Below are 24,683 nucleotides of genomic sequence, written 5' to 3'. Positions count from 1 at the left end.
TATCCGATGGAATATAATTTCAGAACTGCATTGATTATTATCAGTGCTGTGGTGATCACGGCAATATTTGTTCATGGTTTTTGGACCATAAGAAAAAATAAAAACCCGTATAAGCTCAAAGCAAAAGCTGAAAAAATTGCACCTAATAATCGAGGTTTTGACGGTTCAGGTTTTGATCAAGATGGTGTTAGTAAACCAAGAGTGGTCGATAATTCACTTGGCGATGAAGCATATGGGCAAGAGATGCCGATGCCAACCACTGCTGATTATGAAGAACAAGCCACATCATATCGAGAATTTAGTGCTGAAGATGATGAACCAAGTTTGGGGGATATGTCTTCTTTTGATAATATTACCGATAAAAAAGATAATACTAGTGTTGATTTACGCGATCACGATGCATCATTGTTTGGCTCGGTTACCGCGAAAGAAGCGGCTGTTATTGAAAGAATTGAGACACCTGTCTATCAAACACCGATAACATCAGCTAAACAGCCATTAAAAACGTCTGCGCGTTTTACTGCAAAAGCGCCTATTAAGCGAGATCAAATAGAGATCAACTTCGGCAGTGAAAATAAGGAAAGCAAAAGCGCTGCTAAAAAAGAATCGATAATTCCTCAGCATAAAAAAGTGAAAGTTGAACCTGAAGTACTGGTTATTTCGGTGGTTATGCCAGAAAAACAGCAAATGTCAGGCGCGGCACTTTTACCGACATTGTTAACCTTGGGTATGAAATACGGCGAGATGAATATCTTTCATCGCCATGAAGATAATGCCGGTAACGGCAAAGTAACCTTTAGTTTAGCAAATATTATGAAGCCAGGAACATTCGACCTCGACAATATGGAAAGCTTTACTACCCAAGGTATTAGCCTCTTTATGATGTTACCTAATGCGGGTGATGCTTCAGTCGTCTTTGAACAAATGCTCAATGCAGCAAAGCAACTCGCTTTAGAATTTAATGGCCAATTATTAGATGACAAACGTAATGTTATGACCAAACAAACAGAACAACATTATGCGGGTAAAATTCGTGAATTTGAGCGAAGAAATTTAATCGCTTCATCATAAAGTCAATCAAACTGCCGACAGGTTAATTTAACCATTAACCTGTAATTTAAACTCTCTCAAAAGTAATTAATTCTTATGTCATCATCTGCTAATGCGACTCGTGTACAAGCGCTTCATCAACTCATTAATCAACTGAATCATCAATATTACGACTTAGATGAACCCAGTGTTCCTGATGCAGAATATGATCGTTTAATGCGAGAACTTATTTCAATTGAAACAGCCGAACCTGCGTTGAGATTACTTGATTCACCGAGTCAGAAAGTCGGTGGACAAGCGTTAAAATCTTTTAGCCAAGTGACTCACCAGGTACCGATGTTATCGCTTGATAACGTATTCTCTGCCGATGAATGGCAAGCTTTTGCTAAGCGTGTAAAGGACCGCTTGCTTTCAAAAAGCACGATTAAATATTGTGCTGAACCAAAACTTGATGGCTTAGCGGTAAGTTTACGCTATGAAAATGGTTTTTTAGTACAAGCAGCTACGCGTGGTGATGGCGCTGTTGGTGAAAATATCACGGTAAATGTACGAACCATCAAATCAATACCTTTAAAATTAACGGGTGATAACTACCCTGATATATTAGAGGTTCGCGGCGAAGTTTTTATGCCCAAAGCCAGTTTTAATGCCTTAAATGCTAGTGCACTAAAAAAAGGAGAAAAGACTTTCGCTAACCCGAGAAATGCAGCAGCAGGTAGTTTACGCCAACTTGATTCTAAAGTAGCCGCTAAACGCAACTTAGCTTTTTATGTCTATGGTATTGGTTATGTTGAACAGGCGTCGAGTCAAACATTAGGCGAGCAGTGGTTAGAAAATTCACACTACCAACGTCTTTGTCAGTTAAAACTATTGGGTTTACCTATGTGCCCAGAAGTTAAATTACTGAGTGATGCGTCAGAAGTCGCCAGTTTTTATCAATATATCATGCAAGAACGTGACAACTTAAGCTATGAAATAGATGGCACCGTTTTTAAAGTAGATGATATAGCCCTGCAAAAAAAATTAGGCTTTGTTGCTCGAGCACCGCGCTGGGCAACTGCCTATAAGTTTCCGGCACAGGAAGAGACCACGCAATTACTTGATGTTGACTTTCAAGTAGGGCGAACGGGTGCTATTACACCTGTTGCGCGTTTAAATCCTATTTTTGTTGGTGGTGTAACCGTCAGTAATGCGACCTTACATAACCAGGATGAGATTGAGCGCTTAGGTATCAAAATTAATGATTTTGTTACCATTAGAAGAGCGGGCGATGTCATTCCACAAATTGTCAGTGTTCAATTACAAAAGCGTCCTGAAATCTCTCGTGACATCGTTTTTCCGATAACGTGTCCAGTATGTGATTCTGCTGTGGTTAAGGCTGTAGGCGAAGCCGTGTTACGTTGTACGGGAGGCTTATATTGCGGAGCACAACGTAAAGAAGCCATTAAACACTTTTCGTCACGAAAAGCGCTCGACATTGATGGCTTAGGGGATAAATTAGTTGAGCAATTAGTTGACGAAAACTTGATTAAAACCCCTGCTGACTTATTTAAGTTAACAGAATTAGACGTGAGTACCATGGCTCGTATGGGTAAAAAATCGGCAGATAATTTAATTTCAGGTCTAATAAAAGCAAGAAGTACTACATTGCCTAAATTTATTTATGCACTTGGTATTCGCGAAGTAGGTGAAACCACTGCGGCCAATTTAGCCAATTATTTTCTTAACTTCTCTGCAATCAAAGTGGCGAATGAAGAAAATTTGCAAAAAGTGCCTGATGTTGGTGCTGTGGTTGCTAAAAATATTACCCAATTTTTTCAGCAAGACCATAACATTGAAGTGGTCAGCGAGCTTGAAAGCATAATGTCGTGGCCAGATATTAAAGTAAAATCTGCAGAACAGCAGCCCTTGAAAGATAAAATATTTGTCTTAACAGGCACCTTGACACAAATGGGGCGCAACGAAGCTAAAGCCGAATTACAAGCACTGGGCGCTAAAGTATCAGGCAGTATCTCTGTAAAAACTGACTTTTTAGTCGCTGGCGAAAAGGCCGGATCAAAGCTAACGAAAGCGCAAGACCTAGGGGTAGACATATTAACCGAAGATGAGCTTGTAACCTTACTTGCAAAACATAAATAAGGTTATTGTTGATTTCTGCGGGTTAACTAACGAATAGCGGGTTAAATAATGATCAGCGCGTAAACAAACAACATCATAGGTAAAGGTAATATAACGCTAAAAACAATTGCCTCACACCATTCGATTGTTGAATAAAACTTTTGCCACGGTTTATTCTCTTGTTTAGTTGATTGCAAAGTCACAAAGAAGAAAATAAAACTTGCTACCACTAAGGTTTGTAAAGCTGCAAATAAAATAAATATAGCGAACCATACCAAGACAATAGGGGTGCTTTGCTCAATTTGTTTACTCAACATAAAAAATAGCGCAAACGAGAAGCCGCTCCATGCCAGTAATTTCCAGCGATATGAAGAGCAAGTGATGGCAATGTTATTAAATAGTGCTGGCGTTAACCGATATTTCATATAAATTCTAAAAGATGATAATGATTAATAATTTTGTCACGCTTGATGCCGTTCTTGCAAGATTTAAAAAATATTACCAACTTACAGACCCTTTTTATCTAAAAAAATTTCATTACTTTTATAATTAATTCTTGTGATGAATTCGTGATAACTTCGTGAAACCTCCGTAACATTTCCTCCACATACTGAATGCGAAATCATTTAGTCATCAAAGGAAAGTTATGAAATTTTTTAAAGTCGCATCAGCTATCGCATTAGCTTGTTCAAGTTCTGCGTTAATGGCACAAACCATTGATATTCAAATTACTAACCTCACCCATGCACAACATTTTACGCCACGCTTAGTTATAGCCCATGATAATTCTGTTGATGCTTTTGAACCCGGTGTTGAAGCTACATCAGCATTGGCCTGGCTTGCAGAAGCGGGTGTCATTGATGATGCGCAAAATGCTGCATCAGCAGGTCAAAATTTTGAAGCACTTTTAGGCCCTACAGATACCGATAACACTACGAATACATGGCATCGTTTTGGTGGTTTAGTTGCACCATCAACGTCTTTAAGCTATGCCTTTGATACTATGGATAAGCCTTACCTTTCAATTTTATCTATGTTAATTCCAACGAATGATGCATTTGTTGGCTTAGACAGTATTAAAATTCCAACTACACCAGGTACTTATACTTATATGTTACACGCATATGATGCAGGTACCGAATTAAATGACGAGTTAAACAGTATGCGTACTGATATTGTTGAACAAGGTGGTGCTGCACTGGGTGGTTACGGTGTACCAGGTGTTGCTGGCGCAGGTGCTTCTCCGGTGCCATTAGGTGTTGGCGGAACAGGTGTTGCAGTAAAAGTTGGTTTTGCTGAAGATGGCAGTGCAATTGGTGCTAATGAAGTGGTTGATGGCACAGATGGTCCTGTACATATTCATCGAAATATTTTAGGCGATACCAGTCTTACAGATGGAGCAAGTGATTTACAATCGACAGAGCATCGTTGGTTGAACCCTGTTGCTCGAGTAACCATTACTATCCCATCATCTTAATTTAGGGAGAATAGAACATGAATATTAATAAAATAAGTTTAGTGTTATTGCCTCTTATTGCTGTATTAGCAACGGGTTGTGGCGGTGATGATGGAAGTAATGGTACAGCGGGTCAAGCCGGTACTGCGGGTGTTGATGGTGCTAACGGTGCTGATGGTACTAATGGAACTAACGGTACGAATGGCACTAACGGTAACCTAGCTGTTTTCACTGTTCAGTTAACTAATTTAACCTACAGCCAGCCATTTTCACCTGCGGCAATTATTCTCCATGAACCTGGCTACCATGCCTTTATCGATGGTGAAGCAGCCAGTCTTGGTTTAGAGCAGCTCGCTGAAGGTGGTGACCCTACTGAACTTCTTGCTGAAGCTTTAGCTGCAACCCAGTATTTAGATGCTACCGCTACAGATGGTGCAACGGGACCTCGGTCTATTGGTACAATGTCGACACTCCTTGTCCCCTTACTTGACGTTGATGATTTAAGACTTAGCTTCACAACAATGTTAGTTGATACTAATGATGCGTTTACCGGTCTTAATGCGGCTGACATAAGTAATATGACTGTCGGACAGTCAATGAGCTTTATGGCACCTACGTGGGATTCTGGTACAGAAGCTAATACTGAGACGGCAAGTACTATACCTGGTCCAGCAGCCGGTGCTGCAGGTGGCGGTGGAGCAAGTGCGGGTTTTGATGCAGCACGTGATGATCTTTTTGACTTAGTTCATTTCCATAGAGGCGTTGTTACTAATGCCAATGCTAATGATGAGAGTAAGGAAGGTTTAAGTACGTCGGTATTAACAGAAGCGGATCGCTGGGACAATCCAACGGCACGTATCATAGTAACCCGAACTCGATAAATTGGCAGACGTCGCTAAAGGCGTCACTATCTCTAAATTGTTAGTGATATATAGTAAAGTCAAAGAGTTGATACAAGCTAAAATAAAAATGTTTCGAAAGTATTTATGCCTGAGTAAGTTCTTATGCTCAGGCATAAAGAAAAATAATGTAGAACATATTAATTTTGTTGGTATTGACTTAGGTGTTAGATGTATCGATGGGGGGGGAGCTCAATAATAGCTTAACTTGAGTCGATGAAGTTTATAACTCCTGCTTGGCTACCTAATAATATTGAGAGCATTAAATTTGTCCAATAAGTATATTCAATAAATAATTGAAAATGTTTTTTTCTTTGTGCTGTAATTCTTAATAATAAATAGAATAAAACGGAGCAAAGCATGGACACAATTTTAGTGGTTGAAGATGATCAAGATATTGCAGATTTAATGATTTTAAATTTACAAGAACTGTCATTAACGGTTGAACACTGCTTAACCGGAGAGTTAGCGTTGCAGAAACTTGTTGATAATAACTATGCCCTGGTTTTACTGGATGTGATGCTACCAGGGATTTCAGGTTTAGATGTGTGCCGACAATTACGTGAACAAAAACCAGAACAAGTGATCTTAATGATAACCTCTCGTGATAGTGAAATTGATCGTGTATTAGGGCTTGAATTGGGTGCAGACGATTATATGAGTAAGCCTTTTAGTGTGCGTGAATTACAAGCTAGGGTAAGAAGTCAGCTGCGACGTTTACATTTAGCGGCTCAGCGAGAGCAACAACACACACAACAACAGCAACCAGAGCAGCATTTAACAATAGGTGAACTGCAAATTAATAATACCACTCATCGAACGCTATTAGCTGGAAAAGAACTCGAGCTAACTTCGACTGAATTCGACTTACTATTATTTTTGGCTTCTCATCCTGAACAAGTATTTTCTCGAGAACAGTTACTCAGTAATGTCTGGGGATACCACCATAGCGGTTATGAGCACACGGTAAACTCTCATATTAATCGCTTACGTAACAAAGTTGAAAGAAATACCACTAAACCTGAAATTGTACAAACAGTTTGGGGGGTGGGTTATAAATTTAATAAAAAAGGTGTTGCCGCATGAAACTGTCTTTATATCACCGTTTATCTCTTTCTTTATTGGTGGTATTTATCGCAATTATTAGTGTGTTTTATATTTGGGCACAACAACTTGAGCAAAAAACAAGATATGAATCAGAGCAAAATTTACACTTATCTTTAGCAGCCAATTTAGCCAGAGACAACCCATTATTACAACAAGGTGTTTATGATCATCAAGCATTGAAAAACTTATTTCATACCTTAATGGTTATGGGACCCGCCTTCGAATTTTATTTTGTTGACCCCAAAGGTGAAATTATCACTCACTCGATTACGCCAACATTAATTAAACGTACAAAAATTGATTTACTTCCACTCATTCAATTAACACAAAATCAAGCTGCGTTACCTATTTATGGCGATGACCCGCAACATCTTTCTCGTAAAAAAATATTTTCTGCCGCGCCTGTTTTTAATGGCAATAGTTTGCAAGGTTACTTATATGTCATTGTTACAGGTGAACGTTACGAATCTGCTTTTAAGCGATTACAGTCAAGCAGGCAAGCCGAGCTCTCTATTTTGGCAATGTTTGGTGCCATGCTGTTCTTCTTTGTAGTGATGTTAGGAATATTTGCTTATTTTACTCGTCCATTAAGGCGTTTGAGTAGAGATATTAAAGCACTAAGAGCGGTTGGTTTTGATCAAAGTAAAGTCAATCTCGCTAAATGGATGCCTAACAGTCGCAATGAAGTGCACCAACTTGGCGAAGCGTTTGAGCAAATGGTTAAACAAATTAATCAACAGTTTGGCATGTTACAAAAAAATGATGATCATCGACGAGAGCTGTTGGCTGATATTTCTCATGATTTACGAACACCACTGTCGTCTCTGCAAGGTTATATTGAAACCCTTGAGTTAAAAAGTGATCAGGTCACTAAAGAGCAGCGACAAAAATATATCGAAATAGCGTTGAAAAACGCTCAACAATTGAAAGGACTTATTGATCAAATATTTGAGCTAGCTCATCTTGAAAGTGGTCAAGTTTCTTTAAATCTTGAAGCGTTTAATTTAGCTGAACTTTTGTATGATGTTGTTGCTAAATTTAGTTTGCAGACCTCAGCTAAGAATATAGAAATTAATATTGTTCCTGAGTGTTCTTACACCCAAGTTCATAGTGATATTGGAAAATTAGAGCGGGTATTAAGTAATTTACTAGAAAATGCTATTCGCCATACCGCTGAGTTAGGAAAAATTACCCTATCTATTACTGAGGTGGATAAAAACTACTGTCAATTAAATATTACTGATACGGGCACAGGCATTAAAGAAGATGAGCTTCCTTATATTTTTGATACGCGCTACCGTGCAAGTAATGCAGTGCAAGACAAGGAGAAGCATACTGGACTTGGACTTGCTATCACTAAAAAGCTACTGGAATTATTAAAATCTGATATAAAGGTAACGAGTAAATTAGGCGAAGGGACAACATTTTCTATTAATTTAGGTAAAGTTTCGTTATAAATTGAATTTTAACAGTCGAATTGTTTGCCAACATTCCTTAGAATACCTATCAGGATTTCATTTAAAAACTTCACCTAAGGAAATATCGTGAATTACAAGGCTCCCCTCTTACTAACACTTGCTGCACTTATCGTTTTAGCAAGCTGTGCAAAATCTTCGACTGGACGTAATCAAATAACGCTTTTCTCAAGTTCAGATCTCAATAAAATGGGTGCCAGTTCGTTTGAACAAATGAAAGAAAAAGAAAAAATCAGTACCGATATTGCGATAAATAATTATGTACAATGTGTAGCGAAAGCAATCACTAAAAACGTGCCTAAATCCGCTCATAAAGGAGAGTGGGAAGTCGTTGTTTTTGACTCTGAACAAGTCAATGCATTCGCTTTACCTGGCGGGAAAATTGGCGTTTATACGGGTATTTTAAAAGTTGCTGAAAATCAAAACCAACTCGGGGCAATTATTGGCCATGAAGTAGGGCATGTTATTGAACGCCACTCGAATGAAAGAATGTCATCTAGTAAAATTTCTCAAACAGGTATGGCTGTTGTTGATACGGCCCTATCAGTTGGAAATGTTGAAAACCGCAACTTGTGGATGTCTGGTTTAGGCTTAGGATTACAATACGGTATATTAATGCCTTATGGACGTACCCATGAAAGTGAAGCTGATATTGTTGGACAAGACTTAATGGCAAAATCAGGATTTGAACCATCGGCAGCTATTAGTTTGTGGCAGAACATGGCTAAACTTTCAAATGGTTCACCACCAGAATTTATGTCAACACATCCATCAAATGAAACTCGTATTAATCAGTTAACTGAACATTTACCGAAGTCCCAAGCTTATTATAAAGCCAGTAATGCACCTAGTTGTAAAAAACCAAAGAACATCTAAAACGTATTAATCACAAATCTTTATGCTGAAATATATTACCAATGGATTTTCCTGCCCCTTTAGTTGAGGGGGGTGGGAAATTATGCTATTTATTTTTACTGACAGTTACATGATTAAAGCAATATAATTTTAAATTATCATTAATTTTATTTATACCGCTAAATATCAGAACTTAACATTGTAAAATACGTTATAGTCACTAGTATATAGTTGAAGGTACCAGTGTAATTACCTGTTTTTCCTATAAACGTAGTTAATGCACCCTAAGGATTTGCGTATTATGATAAGTGCTGAGCTGCACCCCGAAGAATTACAACGTATTGATGAACTACTCAGATATGAAGTATTAGATACCGAAGACGAAAAAGTGCTGGATGAACTTACGCAGTTGGCAAGCGTCATTTGTGGAACTTCTATTTCTCTTATCTCCCTTGTTGATAAAGACCGCCAGTGGTTCAAATCTCGTGTAGGTCTTAATGCCAATGAAACGCCAAGGGATATGGCTTTTTGTTCTCATGCCATTTTGCAAGATGACGTCTTTGAAGTACCAGACACCTTAGAGGATGAACGCTTTGTCGATAATCCGTTAGTAACGGGTTCTCCAGATATTCGTTTTTATGCGGGCGCGCCACTGGTCAGTTCAAATGGTATGCCTATTGGCACCTTATGTGTTATTGATACGGCACCTCATAAACTGGATGAAAAACAACAGTTAGCATTAAACACTCTAGCAAAACAAGTGGTTAGTCAGTTAGAACTGAGACTACGTAACCGTCAGTTAGAGCGTATGCAAGCCGATCAGGAAAAAATATTTGCCATTTTGGCTCATGATTTACGCTCTCCTTTTAATGGTATCTTGGGGTTATCAAAACTTCTGCATGAAAATGCCGATACGCTTGATCCTGAACTTATTGCTGAAATGTCCGATGGTATTTTAGAGTCATCATTGACCTTTTATCAGCTATTAGACGAAATCCTGCAATGGTCACGTAATCAATTAGGCGCGGTTCATGCTGAATTAAAAGCGACAGCGTTGAAACCACTGATAACCGAAACGATCGACTTGATGGGTGATAGTTTCAATTTAAAAAAAATCACGGTTAAACACGATACCAATGAAAATATCACAGTAATGGCGGATGTTAATTTAACAAAAACTATTATTCGCAATTTATTGTCAAATGCCATTAAGTATACGCCAGAGCATGGCAGTATACACATTGAAGCTAAATCCAATGATGGTCAGGTTAAACTGGTGATAACAGATACAGGCAAGGGCGTTCCACAAGAAATACAAGACCAACTATTTAGCGATTGTGTCGCTAGCCATTGTGGCACTCAAGGTGAGTCAGGTTACGGTTTAGGTTTAAGTTTATGTGGCGATTTTGCACGTAAACAGCAAGGTTATTTATCCCTAGATAAAACATATACCGATGGCGCTAAATTAACCCTCAACTTTCCAGAAGTCTCTAAATGATAAATATCTAAACGAGTTACCGCTCGAACATAGGGTAAAGTTCCAAGAATAAAGATAGTTGCCAATCGCCGTCTTGGGGCTTTATTTGTGCTAACTGCTTGGCAAATTTATGCCATCGGTTGTTTAAATAGCTTTTTTCCTTCGGTTAATAAATGCTGAACAGCTGGATGTTTAACCTTACGTTCGGGAGATATTAGGTAGTAGTGTTCGGTTATATCATTGGTTTTGCCGATAATACTGACATTAAACTGCTCCATAACATGATCTTCAATGATTGTCGGTGCACAAAATACACCATAACCCGCCTGACCAAAATATTTAGTTAATATTGAATCATCAAATTCTCCAATAATTAATGGCGAGATACTTAATTGATTAAACCAAGAAAGTATACTTAAACGTTGATTTGTACCTTCACCGGCAATGAAAAATGACTGTCCATCAAGCGAGTGAGGAAAGTTAGCTTGTAATTTATTGGCCAAGTGCTGGTGAGCAAAAAAGCTAAAACCACTTTTTCCAATAGCATGGCTATACGCCTTTAACGGTGAATTCGCAGGCAGGGGAGTATCAGTTAGTATCGCGTCTAATTTATTTATCGCCAACTCTCCAAGCAATACCTCTAAACTAGTTTCTTTACAGATTAATTTTATCGAACTATCCATGGTATAAATTTGCTTAAGAAAATGAAAAGAAAATACTTTCGCGATAACATCGGTGACGCCTATTGAGAAGCGAGAAGCAAAATCTGCTGAATGATTTTTAAGTGAAGAGAGTAATTCGTCCCCTAAACTGAATATTTCTTGGCTATAGCTGTAAGTTAGGCGTCCCATTTCATTTAACACCAAACGTTTTCCTTTTCGTTCAAACAACAGATAGCCTAATTGTTCTTCAAAAGTACTGAGTTGAGCACTCAATGTTTGTGGGGTTATATGAATAATTTTTGATGCTTGGGCAATACTGCCATGTTTAGCTATTGCATTAAAATACTGTAAATGATGGTAGTTTAGTTTTGCCATAATGTTCTCTTGAGAATTTACCTATGGTCATTAAAAATAATGATCCTTGGGTTTTTTGTCAACTTTTTTCTGATAATAACGCAATAACAATCGACTTTTATTGTTTTACTTTTTGGCTATAAAATACCTAGAAAGATAAAACTGCTTAGGTTAGGATATATAAGTATCCGAGCTAACTATTATTTTAGTTTCTGTTATTAGTAGCGGAATGTTAGTCGGGTGATTATCTGTAAAATTAATTGAATTAAGGAATTTTAAAAATGAAGTTCACAAAAAATCTTATGGCTAAATTTATTTTTGTCTGTTTTTTATTGGCTAGTGGTTCAGCATTTGCAGACTTTAAGTCTGATATTATCAAATCGTGTAAGGCATACCAACAAGGTATAGACCGCAGTGAAATTAATCCATGCAAACTTTATATCGACGGATTTATTGACTCATCGTTACTTTCAGAAAGTGCGGTAGTAAAACCAGAGGCATTAATCGATAATCCTCGAGAGCAAGTTAGTGACTTTGTCAAACGAGCATATAAAACACGTGTTACGGCGAGGAAATCATTGATGGAAAATGAAGGTGTTTATGAGTTTTGTATCCCCCTTGAAGACGATAGGAAAAGAGTGGCTTCTAAAGTAGCCAAATCGATGAAAATAGATGACTTAGAGACTAAACCTCTAAAAGTGGTCTTATTTGAAACGTTAGTTTCAGATTTTCCATGTTGATAATAAAAGCAGATAAATAATGCTTTAGCGCTATATGAAGCACCTCACTACTTTGGTGCTTCTCTTATCGACAATTAGATTATAAATACTTATTTACTGTTGTTAAGTGCCGAGGGAGCCGTATTGTTAACTCGGTGTTTTTATCATACTCAGCTAACTTGAGTCATTGTCCTGTCATTGTCCTATAACGGGAAACGCTTGCTTATAGAGCTGATAACTTAGCAGATAGTGAATATTGTTAGTTAGTCGCATAATTAAAAGTATGGCAACTCTGCTTACCTTTTTCTTTGGCTTGATACATCGCCGAATCAGCTTGTTGCATTAATAATTGCGGTGAGCTACTTTTATCTTTATTCCATGCCATTCCAATGCTCGCGTGGCAGTATAAAGTTAATGTATCAATAATATAGGGTTCATTCATTTTAGCTAAAATACGTTCGGTCACCTCGTCAATTTCACTAATACAAATAACATCTTTTAATATAATGGCAAATTCATCACCACCTAAGCGAGCAACATGCTCTTTAGTCTCTATTTGGTCAAGCTGACAAACGGCATCTGCTTCTCGAATACAAGACTGCAACCTAGTACTGGCTTCTTTTAAAACACAATCGCCAATACAGTGACCATAGCTATCATTGACAGCTTTAAAGTCATCTAAATCTAAGTAAAGCAAGACGACGAGGGTATCTGATTTTTTAGCCTCGACTAGAGCTAGTGTTAGTAACTCATTAAAATATCTTCTATTAGCAATTCCGGTTAATTGGTCTTCTCGAGCTTCTTTTACCAAGCCCATTTGTTGTTTGTAAATTAAGTGAGCAATACAAGTAATAAAAAGTATATTCATCGCTAACGCAATTGATAACCTTAACACCGTTTGAGGCTCTACTATATTTAACGAAGCGAGCAAGGCGCAGGCTGACACAATAATGGCTGTAATAACAGCCACTTTATATGGGAAACTATAAAAATAAGCCGTCATTAAAGGAAAAACAAATATGATGCCGCGGATACCTAAAAAATAACAAGCAACAATAATGACTAGGGTGATCATCAAGGTTAATATTTTTAACAGTAACGCAGAAAAATTATTTTTATAAACACAATAAAGAGAAATAGACAGCAGGCAAGAGGATGCTAAAAGTAGATAGCCTAATAGTTCTATTTCATTAATAACATGATGAAGACCATAACTGAATATAATAAACAGTGCAGCACAGTGCAGTAGCACTACTATACGTTTAGACAAGCCCGTTCTTAAATGAAAGTGCAAATGTTGGCCTAGGAACGTTAAAATAATAGCTTAATCTTAGTACAAAATATTAATGTTTTGTAATTAGCTTAACTTTATTTTCAGTCATTGTAACAAGGCCTACTTATCATTTTAAGCTAATATTGGGCTAAACCTTTCCATGGTGGGCTCTGCTAGTCGTTCGATTATGGCATTTAACACTTAAGTTTTTTTATTCATGCTACATCTATTATACGCTCAAATACCCCAGCAAGGTGTTACTCCGCCTAGCTTAAAAAAACACGATTATAGGTTGTTATTTACGATGGTTAAGTGCCTAAAAAGCAGCTTGGTTAGCTCAGCGTTTTTATCCATCTCAGCTAACTTAAGTCCTTGTTGAATAACAGGTAGTGCTTGCTTGTATTGTTCAGTCAGCACTAATAATTCAGCATAACTGTCATAGGTATTAGCAGAGTCAGGATAAAGCTTGGTATTTAGTTTCATCACAGCGATGGCGTTAGCCAATTGAGTATTGCGCGCAAAGCTGTAACCTAATTTGTTTAACGCATCTTCACTGACAATTAACGATTGACCCTTTTTAATGACTGTTTTGAATTTCTCAAAGGCATCATCAAAATTAGATGAGTTAATTTCGTTAGTTAACCACCATGAGGCGGGCATTTCATTATTATTATATTTTTCGATATTGGCAATGTAATCATTAAGCTCAAACAGTGTCACTTTACGGCCATCGCTAGACATTAAAATCATGATCAATGCTTTGTCTAAATGATTTGCTTTAATTGCGTGGTGGTCGGGATTACTGCCATCGTGCAATAATAAGGTCATTTGGCCTTGATCATTTTTAATAAAGTTTCCTAAATCAAAATAAGCGCGTGAAGACATACCAGATAAGGTATGAGGCGTTAACGCTTTTTTCATTGATGTGGCGCTAATAAACTGATGACTCTGCAAGGCTTTTTCCCAAAGATATAGGTCAGCAGGGGTGGTGTAATAGCTGATAGCTAATATTGCTGTTGGGTAATCGCCAACCACTACCGATGGGCGAACATCGTTAAGCTCAATTTTGTTAAAAGTGCTTTTCATTTTAGCTGGCTTGAACAACGTCTGCTCTATATAAGCAGGAAAGGCTTGTTGAGTGATTTTTTCAATAATGAAAGCGCGTAATAAGACATTTAAATTTCCATAAAGATAGTCAGACCCTGGGGTGAACGCTAAAGTGTCTATTGCCATTAACTGTGCTTCAATATCTTGGGTGTTTAAGTTGTCGCGCCAATTGATTCTGGGTAAGCCACTGGTATGGGAGAGCAATTGCTCAATGGTGATTTGATTGCCCCATGCCGGTAAGTGAGTTAGATACTTGCTTATTTTATCTTGATAGTGAACTTTTCCTTGTTCTTCGAGCATGATTAACGCGATGGTCGTAAATTCTTTAGAAATAGATCCCGTGCTTAACAGATGATCTGCACGTAGTTTGATTTTTTTGTCTTGATCCGCATAGCCAAAAGCCTGTTGATAAATGACTTCGCCATCTTGAGCGATAAGCACAGAGCCATTGAAGCCGATAAGTTGATGCGCTTTTTCAATAATACTCTCTATTTTTTCAGTGACTTGCTTAACGTGAAGCGATGATTGAATATTTGCTGGCACGGCAGTGGTTTTTATTGCGGTCAACAAACTGCAGACTAGCGCAGTAGCTAATATTATTTTTGATCCCTTCATTCAATTTATGTCCTTAGCCGATTATAGTTTAATTTCTACAAGTGATTTCGTACTTGTTTAAGCTATTCGTACTTGTTTAGACTAATAGCGCAAACGAGTCACTTTCGCAACAATAGAGAGCAGAGTAACGAAAGCCAAAAACCGGTAAGCTACTTAGTGATGCGCCAAAAAGCAATGCTGGCGACAACGAGTAAAATTATCGGATAAAAAGCACTTGATACCACTTCAATAGGTGATATTTTCAAGGTTGCCCCTAGCAGTAATGCTTGCGCGCCATAAGGCAATAATCCTTGGTTAATGCAAGCGTAAATATCTAATAAGCTTGCCGAGTGTGCTGGGCTGACTTGTCCATCTTCTGCTAATTTTTTCGCTGTTTCACCAGTAACAATAATTGATACGGTATTATTTGCGGTAAAAAAATTACAAGTAAATGCTAACGCAGCGATACCTAAACCGGCGGCACGCTTTTTATTGTTGGGATTGAGCTTACGCGCAAAGTGCTCAATGGCATGGGTCAGCGCGGCTAAGCCCCCTTGGCGTTTTATTAGTTCGCTTAAACCACCAATAAACAGTGATAGAATGAAAATATCTTGCATACTAGCAAAACCGGCATTGATATCACTAACCCATGCCGATAATTGGTAACCGTTATCGTACATACCAATGGCAGCCGCGAGAATAATGCCGACAATTAGTACCACAAAGACATTCAGCCCCATCAACGCTAACGTTAGTATGACCAAATAGGGTAATAAGCCAAGTACGTTAATATCTTGGGCTTGTTCATGCGGAATACTAATTCCCATTGAAGCATAAATAATAAGACATAAAATTGCCGCAGGTACAGCAAATTTAAAATTAACTTTAAATTTATCTTTCATTTGAGCACCCTGACTACGCGTCGATGCTATGGTGGTGTCCGATATTATTGATAAATTATCGCCAAAAATAGCACCTGAAATAATACAACCGGCAACAATCGACGCATCTAAATCAGCAGACTCTATAAAACCTAATGCTACCGGCGCAATTGCAGCAATGGTGCCCATTGAAGTGCCCATGGCGGTAGCAATAAAAGCCGCAACTAAAAATAAACCTGGCAGTAATAGGTAATCAGGGAAAAAAGATAAACCTAGCTGCACGCTAGCATCAACACTTCCGGTAGTCTTGGCAACTGTTGCAAAAGCACCTGCGAGTAGATAAATAACACACATAGTAATAATGTTTGCATGGCCAGCCCCAGAAATAAATTGGCTGACTTGATCATTAATACTGTCTTTACCTAAATATATAGCCACTAAGATGGCAGGAATAATAGCTATGCTGGCGGGTAGTTGATAAAAAGCAAACTCAACGCCTTGTAAGGTAAGGACAATACCGGTGCCAAGAAATAAACCAAGAAAAACCCCAAAAGGTAACAGGCTAAGTAAACGTTTTTCCGGAGAAGAAATAACTACATCTTTATTCATAAAATTTATCTTTAACATTAAGTTAACGCTAGTCTATCGTAAACTAAATCGATAGCAAAATAATAACGAAAGCATAGCCATAACCGGAAATTATATAAAATAACCAAATGTCTTAAGTTCAAGCTACAGACCAGTAGCCGTTTATGTTATCCTATCGCGAATTTTTATCTAATTGCCATTTTTACACAATAACTGTGTCGGCGAAAACATAAGGAATATCATGTCAGAGAATACATTTGAAACTATTGAGCAACGTGTAAGTTACGGCGTAGGTCGTCAACTAGGTGATCAATTACGCAATAACCCTTTTAAAGAATTCGACGTATCTGCTGTACAAGCAGGTTTGGCTGATGCTATTGCTAATTCAGCAAGCCAAGTATCAGACGAAGATTTAAATGCCGCGTTTTCTGTTGTTTCTAAAAAAATGCAAGAGTTAGAACAAGCCGCAGCTAAAGAAATGTCAGCTGAAGGCGAAAAATTCTTAGCTGACAATGCTAAGCGTGATGAAGTAACTGTTACTGAATCTGGTCTTCAATATGAAGTATTAGCAACAGGTGATGGCGAGAAGCCAACAGCAGCAAGCACAGTTCGTACGCATTATCATGGTACCTTCATCAATGGCGACATTTTTGATAGTTCTGTAGATCGCGGTCAACCTGCTGAATTCCCAATTGGTGGCGTTATCCCAGGTTGGACTGAAGCATTACAGTTAATGACCGAAGGTTCTAAGTGGCGTTTATACGTTCCTTACCATTTGGCATACGGTGAGCAAGGCTCACAAGGTGCTATACCACCTTATTCAACGTTAGTGTTTGAAGTTGAATTATTAGCAATTGTTAGCTAATGAGTTTTAAAGCCCTCCGTTGAGGGCTTTTTTATGGGCGAAGAAAAGAACAAAGTAAGTAGGGATGTATGTTAGAGCAAGCACTGATCAAATTATTTAAAAATTATATTATTGCCTTTGAACATTGTGATTTAAAGGCAGCACGCGCTTGTTATCATTTACCTTGTACATTACATACCCCAGATAAAATTGCTTATTTAGCGAATAGTGAAAGTTTCAATCAAGAATTTAAAGACATCTTTACTGTTTTAACGCATGCAAACACCAAAAAAATAATACCAACTGCAGCAAGTTATAATCACGCAGATGATTCTTCTATCGATATATGTGTAGATTGGGCTTTTGTTGATGACAAAAATGAAGTTTTTGCTGACTTTAGCGCATTTTTTCATGTGGTTAAAATAGACGAGCAGTTCAAAATAATGAGCGTGGTTTCACACGATTTATCCAATAGTATTGAATTAGCATTGCCGTTAGCGCTAGCACGTTAAAGTGATGTAGTAGCTAACTATAAATTTATAGAGATTAAAAATGAAAGTAAAAGTAGCCATTTTAGGATGCAGCGGCCGTATGGGGCGTAACTTAATTCAAGCAGCCGTTGAGCATAAATCTATTGAACTAGTCGGTGGTACGGTTCGATCGTCTTCATCGTTTGTTAATTTTGACTTAGGCGAGCTCGCTGGTATTGGCGCTATTGGCCAAAAAACAGCAACTAACTTAAACGACTTACTCAATGCTGACGTTTTTATTGATTTTACCGCTATTGAAACCACTTTAGAGAACCTAAAATGGTGTCAACAACATCATAAAGCACTTGTTATTGGTACCACGGGCTTCAGTGATGAGCAAGTGAGTCTTATCAAAAAAGCAGGTGAACTTATGCCGGTGATTTTAGCGCCAAATACCAGTGTCGGTGTTAATTTAATGTTTAAACTACTAGAAGTTACCGCAAAAGCAATTGGTGACTATACTGATATAGAAATATTTGAAGCGCACCATAGATTTAAGAAAGATGCTCCATCGGGTACCGCTGTAAAAATGGGGCAAGTCATAGCAGACACTTTAGGTAGAGACTTGAATAAAGTGGCGGTTTATGGCCGTGAAGGTATCACCGGTGAACGTGATAAAGAAACCATAGGTTTTGCGACAGTAAGAGCAGGAGATATCGTTGGAGAGCACACCGCTTTTTTTGCTGATATTGGTGAACGGTTAGAAATCACCCATCGCGCAAGTTCAAGAATGACTTTCGCATTAGGTGCTATGAGAGCCGCATTCTGGTTAAGCGAAGCGGATAATGGCTTTTATGATATGCAAGATGTTTTAGGCTTAAAGTAATTTATTTTTAAAGAAAACAGTTACTTTTGGCTGTTTTAACTGAATATTCAATTAAACGCTTAGTTTTTACAATTATCGCTAGACGAATATGTGATACAAGCGTAAAATAAGTGGATTTTGTCAAAAATTTAGTGATTCTATTCGTAATAACGAAATTTTTGGCATTTTTTATGGGTGTTTCAATAGGAAACAGCCGACACGTAATTTGTACTTAATGATGTTTTTTAGTTGCATCGTTAAGCTTCTTTCTTCTTTACGGAGGTTAAATTGACTAAATCTGCCATTTTAGTGCTTGAAGACGGCACTGTATTTAAAGGCACCGCTATTGGTGCAGACGGAGCGGCTGTTGGTGAAGTAGTGTTCAATACTTCAATGACCGGTTACCAAGAAATTCTTACCGACCCATCATATGCAGAGCAAATTATCACCCTAACTTACCCGCATATTGGTAATACAGGCACCAACAGTGAAGATGAAGAATCAAACACTATTTGGGCAAAAGGTTTAGTTATTCGTGACTTACCGCTATTAGCGAGTAATTTTCGAAATGAACAGAATTTAAGCGACTACCTAAAGGCACGTAATGTTTTAGGTATTAGCGACATTGATACGCGTAAATTAACACGTATTCTTCGTGAAAAAGGCGCTCAAAACGGTTGTATCATGACCCTAGATACAATGTCTGAGGCTGCAGAAACAGACGCTTTAGCTCAAGCAAAAGCATTTCCAGGTCTTAAAGGCATGGATTTAGCCAAAGTTGTTTCAACCAAAGAACAATATCAATGGACAGAAGGCAGCTGGGAATTAGGAAAAGGTCATATTACGCCTGATAACTCGAAGTTTCATGTGGTTGCTTACGATTTTGGTGCCAAACGCAATATTTTGCGTATGTTAGTAGACCGAGGTTGTAAGGTAACAGTCGTGCCAGCACAAACACCAGCCGCTGATGTTTTAGCGATGAATCCAGACGGTATATTCTTATCAAATGGCCCTGGCGATCCAGAACCTTGTGATTATGCGATTTCTGCCATTCAATCATTTTTAGAAACACAAACGCCAATCTTTGGTATTTGTTTAGGTCATCAGCTTCTTGGTTTAGCCAGCGGCGCAGGAACCATTAAAATGAAGTTTGGCCATCATGGTGGCAATCATCCCGTGAAAGACTTTGAACGTAATGTGGTGATGATAACGGCGCAGAACCATGGTTTTGCTATTGATGAAAACAAAATGCCCGCTAATTTGAAAGTAACGCATGTGTCGTTATTTGACCAATCAATTCAAGGCGTGCATCGCACCGACAAACCTGCATTTAGTTTTCAAGGTCATCCTGAAGCAAGTCCTGGTCCTGCAGATGCGGCACCACTATTTGATCATTTTATCGACTTAATGAACCAAGCCAAAGCTTAGCCCTTAAACAAGATATAGAGAGAACTGAAAAATGCCAAAACGTACCGATTTAAAAAGTATCTTGATCTTAGGCGCTGGCCCAATTGTTATTGGTCAAGCATGTGAATTCGATTATTCAGGCGCACAAGCCTGTAAAGCACTTCGTGAAGAAGGCTACCGAGTTATTTTAGTTAACTCAAATCCAGCAACTATCATGACCGACCCAGAAATGGCCGATGCAACTTACATTGAACCTATTCATTGGGAAGTTGTGCGTAAAATCATTGAAAAAGAACGTCCTTGTGCGGTTTTACCGACTATGGGTGGTCAAACAGCTTTAAACTGTGCTTTAGAACTTGAAGCAAAAGGCGTATTAAAAGAATTTAATGTTGAGATGATCGGCGCAACAGCCGATGCGATTGATAAAGCTGAAGATCGCTCTCGTTTCGATAAAGCCATGAAAGCGATTGGCTTAGATACGCCAAATGCTGAAATTGTACATACCATTGAAGAAGCGCATGCTGCCAGTAAAATTTTAGGCTTTCCTTGTATCATTCGTCCTTCATTTACCATGGGTGGTACAGGTGGCGGTATCGCTTATAACCGCGAAGAGTTCCATGAAATTTGTACACGTGGATTAGATCTCTCGCCAACCTCAGAATTATTGATTGATGAATCATTAATTGGTTGGAAAGAATATGAAATGGAAGTGGTTCGCGACAAAAATGATAACTGTATTATCATTTGTTCGATTGAAAACTTTGACCCTATGGGCATTCATACTGGTGATTCTATTACGGTTGCTCCAGCGCAAACGTTAACCGATAAAGAATACCAGATCATGCGTAATGCCTCTATTGCGGTTTTACGTGAAATCGGCGTAGAAACAGGCGGGTCAAACGTACAGTTTGGTATTTGTCCTGAAACTGGTCGTATGGTGATTATTGAGATGAACCCACGTGTTTCACGTTCATCAGCACTTGCTTCAAAAGCAACAGGTTTCCCAATAGCAAAGATTGCTGCAAAATTAGCAGTCGGTTATACGCTTGACGAATTAACTAACGATATTACGGGCGGCGCAACGCCAGCGTCATTTGAACCGACTATCGATTATGTTGTTACTAAAATTCCACGTTTTAATTTTGAAAAATTTGCCGGCTGTGAAGACCGTTTAACCACGCAAATGAAATCAGTTGGTGAAGTAATGGCCATTGGCCGTAACCAACAAGAATCATTACAAAAAGCGTTACGCGGCTTAGAAGTTGGCGTCAATGGTTTTGACTCTATGGTCGATGTTACTCAGCCAGGTGCTAAAACTAAAATTATGCACGAGCTTCAAGAAGCTGGCGCCGATCGTATTTGGTATATTGCTGATGCGTTTCGTTTAGGTTTGTCGGTTGATGATATTTATCGCTTAACTATGGTTGACCGTTGGTTCCTTATCCAAATCGAAGATATCGTTTTAGAAGAAGCTAAAGTTGCTGCCGGCGGCTTAAAAATATTAACAGCGGATTATTTACGTAAACTCAAACGTAAAGGTTTTGCTGATTCTCGTCTTGCCGATTTAATTGGTATCGCCGAAGCAGAAGTGCGTAAAAAGCGTCATAAAGCTAATATTTTTCCAGTATACAAACGTGTTGATACTTGTGCGGCTGAATTTAGTTCAGATACCGCTTACATGTATTCAACCTATGATGAAGAGTGTGAAGCAAACCCAACCGATAAAGAATCAATTATGATCTTAGGTGGCGGTCCAAACCGTATTGGCCAAGGTATTGAATTTGATTACTGTTGTGTACATGCGGCCTTAGCATTACGTGAAGACGGTTATGAAACTATCATGGTCAATTGTAACCCTGAAACTGTTTCAACTGATTACGACACATCAGACCGTTTATATTTTGAATCCATCACTTTTGAAGATGTTCTTGAAATTGTTCGTATTGAAAAACCTAAAGGCGTTATTGTGCAATATGGTGGTCAAACACCGCTTAAATTAGCACGTGCTTTAGAAGCCGCTGGTGTACCCATTATTGGTACCTCTCCTGATGCAATCGATAGAGCAGAGGACAGAGAGCGTTTTCAACAAGCGGTTGAACGCTTAGGTTTATTACAACCAGAAAATGCTACGGTGACTTCATTAGAAGAAGCTATGGCAAAAGCTGAAGGTATTGGCTTCCCGTTAGTGGTTCGTCCATCTTATGTTTTAGGTGGTCGTGCGATGGAAATTGTTTATGACCTAGATGATTTGCGTCGATACATGACCGAAGCGGTTAGTGTTTCAAATGATTCACCGGTCTTGCTTGACCATTTTCTTGATGATGCGATTGAAGTTGACATTGACGTTGTTTGTGATGGTACTGATGTTGTTGTTGGCGGCATTATGCAACATATCGAACAAGCGGGTGTTCACTCAGGTGACTCAGCATGTTCATTGCCAGCTTATAGCTTAAGCCAAGAAGTTCAAGATGTTATGCGCAAGCAGGTTACCGACTTAGCATTTGAATTAGGTGTTATTGGCCTAATGAATACCCAAATGGCGGTTAAAGATAACGAAGTTTACATTATTGAAGTAAACCCTCGTGCTGCACGTACCATACCGTTTGTTTCTAAAGCGACATCTGTGCCACTAGCTAAAATTGGCGCACGTGTTATGGCTGGCAAGTCTCTAAGAGAACAAGGGATAACGAAAGAAATTATTCCTCCATACTTTTCAGTAAAAGAAGTGGTTATTCCGTTTAACAAGTTTCATGGTAGTGATCCTTTAGTTGGTCCTGAAATGCGCTCTACGGGTGAAGTAATGGGCGTTGGCAAAACCTTTGAAGAAGCATACGCAAAAGCTTGTTTAGGTGCCGGTGTCTCTGTGCCTAAATCAGGTCGTGCGTTAATCTCTGTTCGTAACAGTGACAAAGTACGTGTGGTTGATTTAGCGAAACAGTTGGTCGCTTTAGGATATGACGTTGATGCTACTCATGGCACAGCTATTATCTTAGGTGAAGCTAATATTCCATGTCGCCTAGTTAATAAAGTGCAAGAAGGTCGTCCGCATATTCTTGATAGAATCAAAAATGGTGAATATAGCTATATTATTAACACCACAGAAGGTCGCAAAGCGATTGAAGATTCTAAAGTCTTGCGCGGAGGAGCATTGCGCTATAAAGTGGCATACACGACTACTTTGAACGCCGCATTTGCAACATGCCAATCTCATGCAGCTGATGATAGAAATACGGTAACATCAATACAAGAATTGCATAAGCAATGTAATTAGTATTGAAGTATGTAAGGCATTTATTTATTATTAAATAAATGCTTTATAAAAAATTGTTATATAAAGGTGGTTATACTTTTTAAGTAAGCCACCTTTATCATTTAAAAAGAAGAGAGAAATGACTAAATATCCAATGACACTTCTTGGTGCTGAACAGCTGAAAGAAGAGCTTAGAGTTTTAAAAACAGAAAAACGCCCACGTATTGTTAAAGATATCGCTGTTGCACGTGAACATGGTGATTTAAAAGAAAATGCAGAATACCATGCGGCTAAAGAAGAACAGGGCTTTTGTGAAGGCCGAATTCAAGATATTGAAGGTCGACTATGTAACGCCCAAGTTATTGATATCACAAAAATAGCTAATCATGGCAAAGTGCTTTTCGGTACAACGGTTACCTTATTAAATATTGATACTGAAGTTGAAGTAACCTATAAAATTGTTGGCGATGATGAAGCTGACTTTAAAACCGGCCGTATTTCATTAAACTCACCGATTGCCCGTGGTTTAATTGGTAAAGAAGTTGATTCTGAAGTTGAAATCACCATACCTGGTGGCGTTGTTGAATATGAGATTGTTTCAGTCGAATATATTTAATACGTAACTAGATTAAACCCAGTGACAAGAGACCAAGCCCATTATGAAAATAATGGGTTTTTTTATGTTAAGCCCTGTTGTTTCAGTATCTCAGTATCTCAGAATCACAGCATCTAAGTGACCAGTTCCCAAGGTCGTCATGCTGAACTTGTTTCAGTATCTAAGTATCTAAGTACCTCAGTAACCAGATCCTGAAACGAGTTCAGGATGACGGAGTTTTTGTTATCTACAAAACGCAGTACTAGACTATTAAGCTCGTCATGCTGAATTTATTTCAGTATCTCAGTGACCAGATCCTAAGGTCGTCATGCTGAATTTATTTCAGTATCTCAGTGACCAGACACTAAGGTCGTCATGCTGAATTTATTTCAGTATCTCAGTGACTAGATCCTGAAACAAGTTCCAATGCTGTTCGCTTAAGGATTTTCTTTGTGCTTTTGCGAACGTTTTACTGGAAATTTGCCCATTCTCATTTTTACTGCCCTAGGGTAATTAGGCCGTTTTTGTTTTGGCAGAATAAAGTCTTTAATCGTGTCCGTTAATTCTTTTAATCTCGCCGGTATACTTTGTAAGTTTGACGCAGTTGCCATCCCATAATAATCATAAAGAACAACAC

The 24,683-nt window shown here is 38.4% G+C and carries 20 protein-coding genes and 1 pseudogene; 15 read left to right on the top strand and 6 right to left on the bottom strand.

What is annotated here, in order from left to right:
- The first annotated feature begins 6 nt into the window (after positions 1–6).
- Both zipA and ligA read left to right on the top strand, forming a co-directional pair.
- Positions 7–1,071, top strand: a complete 1,065-nt coding sequence (gene zipA / locus ESZ26_RS08505) for a cell division protein ZipA (protein WP_146799322.1) — start codon at positions 7–9, stop codon at positions 1,069–1,071.
- A gap of 75 nt (positions 1,072–1,146) precedes the next feature.
- A complete protein-coding gene (gene ligA, locus ESZ26_RS08500) occupies positions 1,147–3,189 on the top strand; it encodes an NAD-dependent DNA ligase LigA (protein WP_146799321.1) in 2,043 nt (680 codons plus the stop codon).
- Between the two features lie 41 nt (positions 3,190–3,230).
- On the opposite strand, the gene ESZ26_RS08495 is transcribed toward ligA, so the two are convergent.
- Positions 3,231–3,593 (bottom strand): hypothetical protein, encoded by a 363-nt coding sequence (locus tag ESZ26_RS08495; RefSeq protein ID WP_146799320.1) that lies wholly within the window; start codon positions 3,591–3,593, stop codon positions 3,231–3,233.
- Between the two features lie 221 nt (positions 3,594–3,814).
- Between ESZ26_RS08495 and ESZ26_RS08490 the strand changes: the two genes are divergently transcribed.
- From ESZ26_RS08490 to ESZ26_RS08465, 6 genes are all read left to right on the top strand, one after another.
- Positions 3,815–4,645, top strand: a complete 831-nt coding sequence (locus tag ESZ26_RS08490) for a spondin domain-containing protein (protein ID WP_146799319.1) — start codon at positions 3,815–3,817, stop codon at positions 4,643–4,645.
- Between the two features lie 17 nt (positions 4,646–4,662).
- Positions 4,663–5,505, top strand: coding sequence for a spondin domain-containing protein (locus ESZ26_RS08485; protein WP_146799318.1), 843 nt, complete (start codon positions 4,663–4,665; stop codon positions 5,503–5,505).
- A 378-nt stretch (positions 5,506–5,883) separates the two neighbouring features.
- Entirely contained in the window at positions 5,884–6,609 is a 726-nt protein-coding gene (locus ESZ26_RS08480; RefSeq protein ID WP_146799317.1) for a response regulator transcription factor, read from the top strand.
- Entirely contained in the window at positions 6,606–8,087 is a 1,482-nt protein-coding gene (locus ESZ26_RS08475; RefSeq protein ID WP_146799316.1) for a sensor histidine kinase, read from the top strand. The genes ESZ26_RS08480 and ESZ26_RS08475 overlap by 4 nt, the downstream gene beginning before the upstream one ends.
- Positions 8,088–8,174: 87 nt before the next feature.
- Entirely contained in the window at positions 8,175–8,981 is an 807-nt protein-coding gene (locus tag ESZ26_RS08470; RefSeq protein ID WP_146799315.1) for a M48 family metallopeptidase, read from the top strand.
- A 280-nt stretch (positions 8,982–9,261) separates the two neighbouring features.
- Positions 9,262–10,458 carry a GAF domain-containing sensor histidine kinase gene (locus ESZ26_RS08465; protein WP_146799314.1) on the top strand — a complete coding sequence of 399 codons (1,197 nt, stop codon included), beginning with the start codon at positions 9,262–9,264 and terminating at the stop codon, positions 10,456–10,458.
- 107 nt (positions 10,459–10,565) lie between these two features.
- On the opposite strand, the gene nhaR is transcribed toward ESZ26_RS08465, so the two are convergent.
- Positions 10,566–11,474, bottom strand: coding sequence for a transcriptional activator NhaR (nhaR, locus tag ESZ26_RS08460; protein ID WP_146799313.1), 909 nt, complete (start codon positions 11,472–11,474; stop codon positions 10,566–10,568).
- Between the two features lie 260 nt (positions 11,475–11,734).
- On the opposite strand from nhaR, the gene ESZ26_RS08455 reads away from it, so the two are divergent.
- Entirely contained in the window at positions 11,735–12,193 is a 459-nt protein-coding gene (locus ESZ26_RS08455; RefSeq protein ID WP_146799312.1) for a hypothetical protein, read from the top strand.
- A 238-nt stretch (positions 12,194–12,431) separates the two neighbouring features.
- Here ESZ26_RS08455 and ESZ26_RS08450 read toward each other — a convergent pair whose 3' ends face one another.
- From ESZ26_RS08450 to ESZ26_RS08440, 3 genes are all read right to left on the bottom strand, one after another.
- The gene (locus ESZ26_RS08450; protein ID WP_146799311.1) at positions 12,432–13,442 is read right to left on the bottom strand and encodes a GGDEF domain-containing protein; all 1,011 of its coding nucleotides are present in this window, start codon (positions 13,440–13,442) and stop codon (positions 12,432–12,434) included.
- Between the two features lie 288 nt (positions 13,443–13,730).
- On the bottom strand, positions 13,731–15,167 hold the full coding sequence (locus tag ESZ26_RS08445) for a serine hydrolase domain-containing protein (RefSeq protein WP_146799310.1): 1,437 nt from the start codon (positions 15,165–15,167) through the stop codon (positions 13,731–13,733).
- A 149-nt stretch (positions 15,168–15,316) separates the two neighbouring features.
- On the bottom strand, positions 15,317–16,636 hold the full coding sequence (locus ESZ26_RS08440) for a Na+/H+ antiporter NhaC family protein (protein WP_146799309.1): 1,320 nt from the start codon (positions 16,634–16,636) through the stop codon (positions 15,317–15,319).
- Positions 16,637–16,856: 220 nt separating this feature from the next.
- On the opposite strand from ESZ26_RS08440, the gene bamJ reads away from it, so the two are divergent.
- The 6 genes from bamJ (at position 16,857) to greA (ending at position 24,067) form a co-directional block, all read left to right on the top strand.
- Positions 16,857–17,480, top strand: coding sequence for a BamJ family beta-barrel-assembly machinery protein (bamJ, locus tag ESZ26_RS08435; protein WP_146799308.1), 624 nt, complete (start codon positions 16,857–16,859; stop codon positions 17,478–17,480).
- A 68-nt stretch (positions 17,481–17,548) separates the two neighbouring features.
- Positions 17,549–17,971 (top strand): hypothetical protein, encoded by a 423-nt coding sequence (locus ESZ26_RS08430; protein WP_146799307.1) that lies wholly within the window; start codon positions 17,549–17,551, stop codon positions 17,969–17,971.
- Between the two features lie 40 nt (positions 17,972–18,011).
- Complete coding sequence (gene dapB, locus ESZ26_RS08425) at positions 18,012–18,815, top strand: 4-hydroxy-tetrahydrodipicolinate reductase (RefSeq protein WP_146799306.1); 804 nt, start codon at positions 18,012–18,014, stop codon at positions 18,813–18,815.
- A 267-nt stretch (positions 18,816–19,082) separates the two neighbouring features.
- A complete protein-coding gene (gene carA, locus ESZ26_RS08420; RefSeq protein ID WP_146799305.1) occupies positions 19,083–20,222 on the top strand; it encodes a glutamine-hydrolyzing carbamoyl-phosphate synthase small subunit in 1,140 nt (379 codons plus the stop codon).
- 31 nt (positions 20,223–20,253) lie between these two features.
- Complete coding sequence (gene carB / locus ESZ26_RS08415) at positions 20,254–23,472, top strand: carbamoyl-phosphate synthase large subunit (protein WP_146799304.1); 3,219 nt, start codon at positions 20,254–20,256, stop codon at positions 23,470–23,472.
- A 118-nt stretch (positions 23,473–23,590) separates the two neighbouring features.
- Positions 23,591–24,067 carry a transcription elongation factor GreA gene (greA, locus tag ESZ26_RS08410; protein ID WP_146799303.1) on the top strand — a complete coding sequence of 159 codons (477 nt, stop codon included), beginning with the start codon at positions 23,591–23,593 and terminating at the stop codon, positions 24,065–24,067.
- A gap of 416 nt (positions 24,068–24,483) precedes the next feature.
- Here the strand turns inward: greA and ESZ26_RS19210 are convergent.
- A pseudogene (locus ESZ26_RS19210) lies at positions 24,484–24,683 on the bottom strand (hypothetical protein); the annotation flags it as partial.

This window comes from Colwellia hornerae (assembly GCF_007954355.1).
Lineage (GTDB): Bacteria > Pseudomonadota > Gammaproteobacteria > Enterobacterales > Alteromonadaceae > Colwellia_A > Colwellia_A hornerae.
This window is presented reverse-complemented; position numbering and strand designations above follow the sequence as displayed.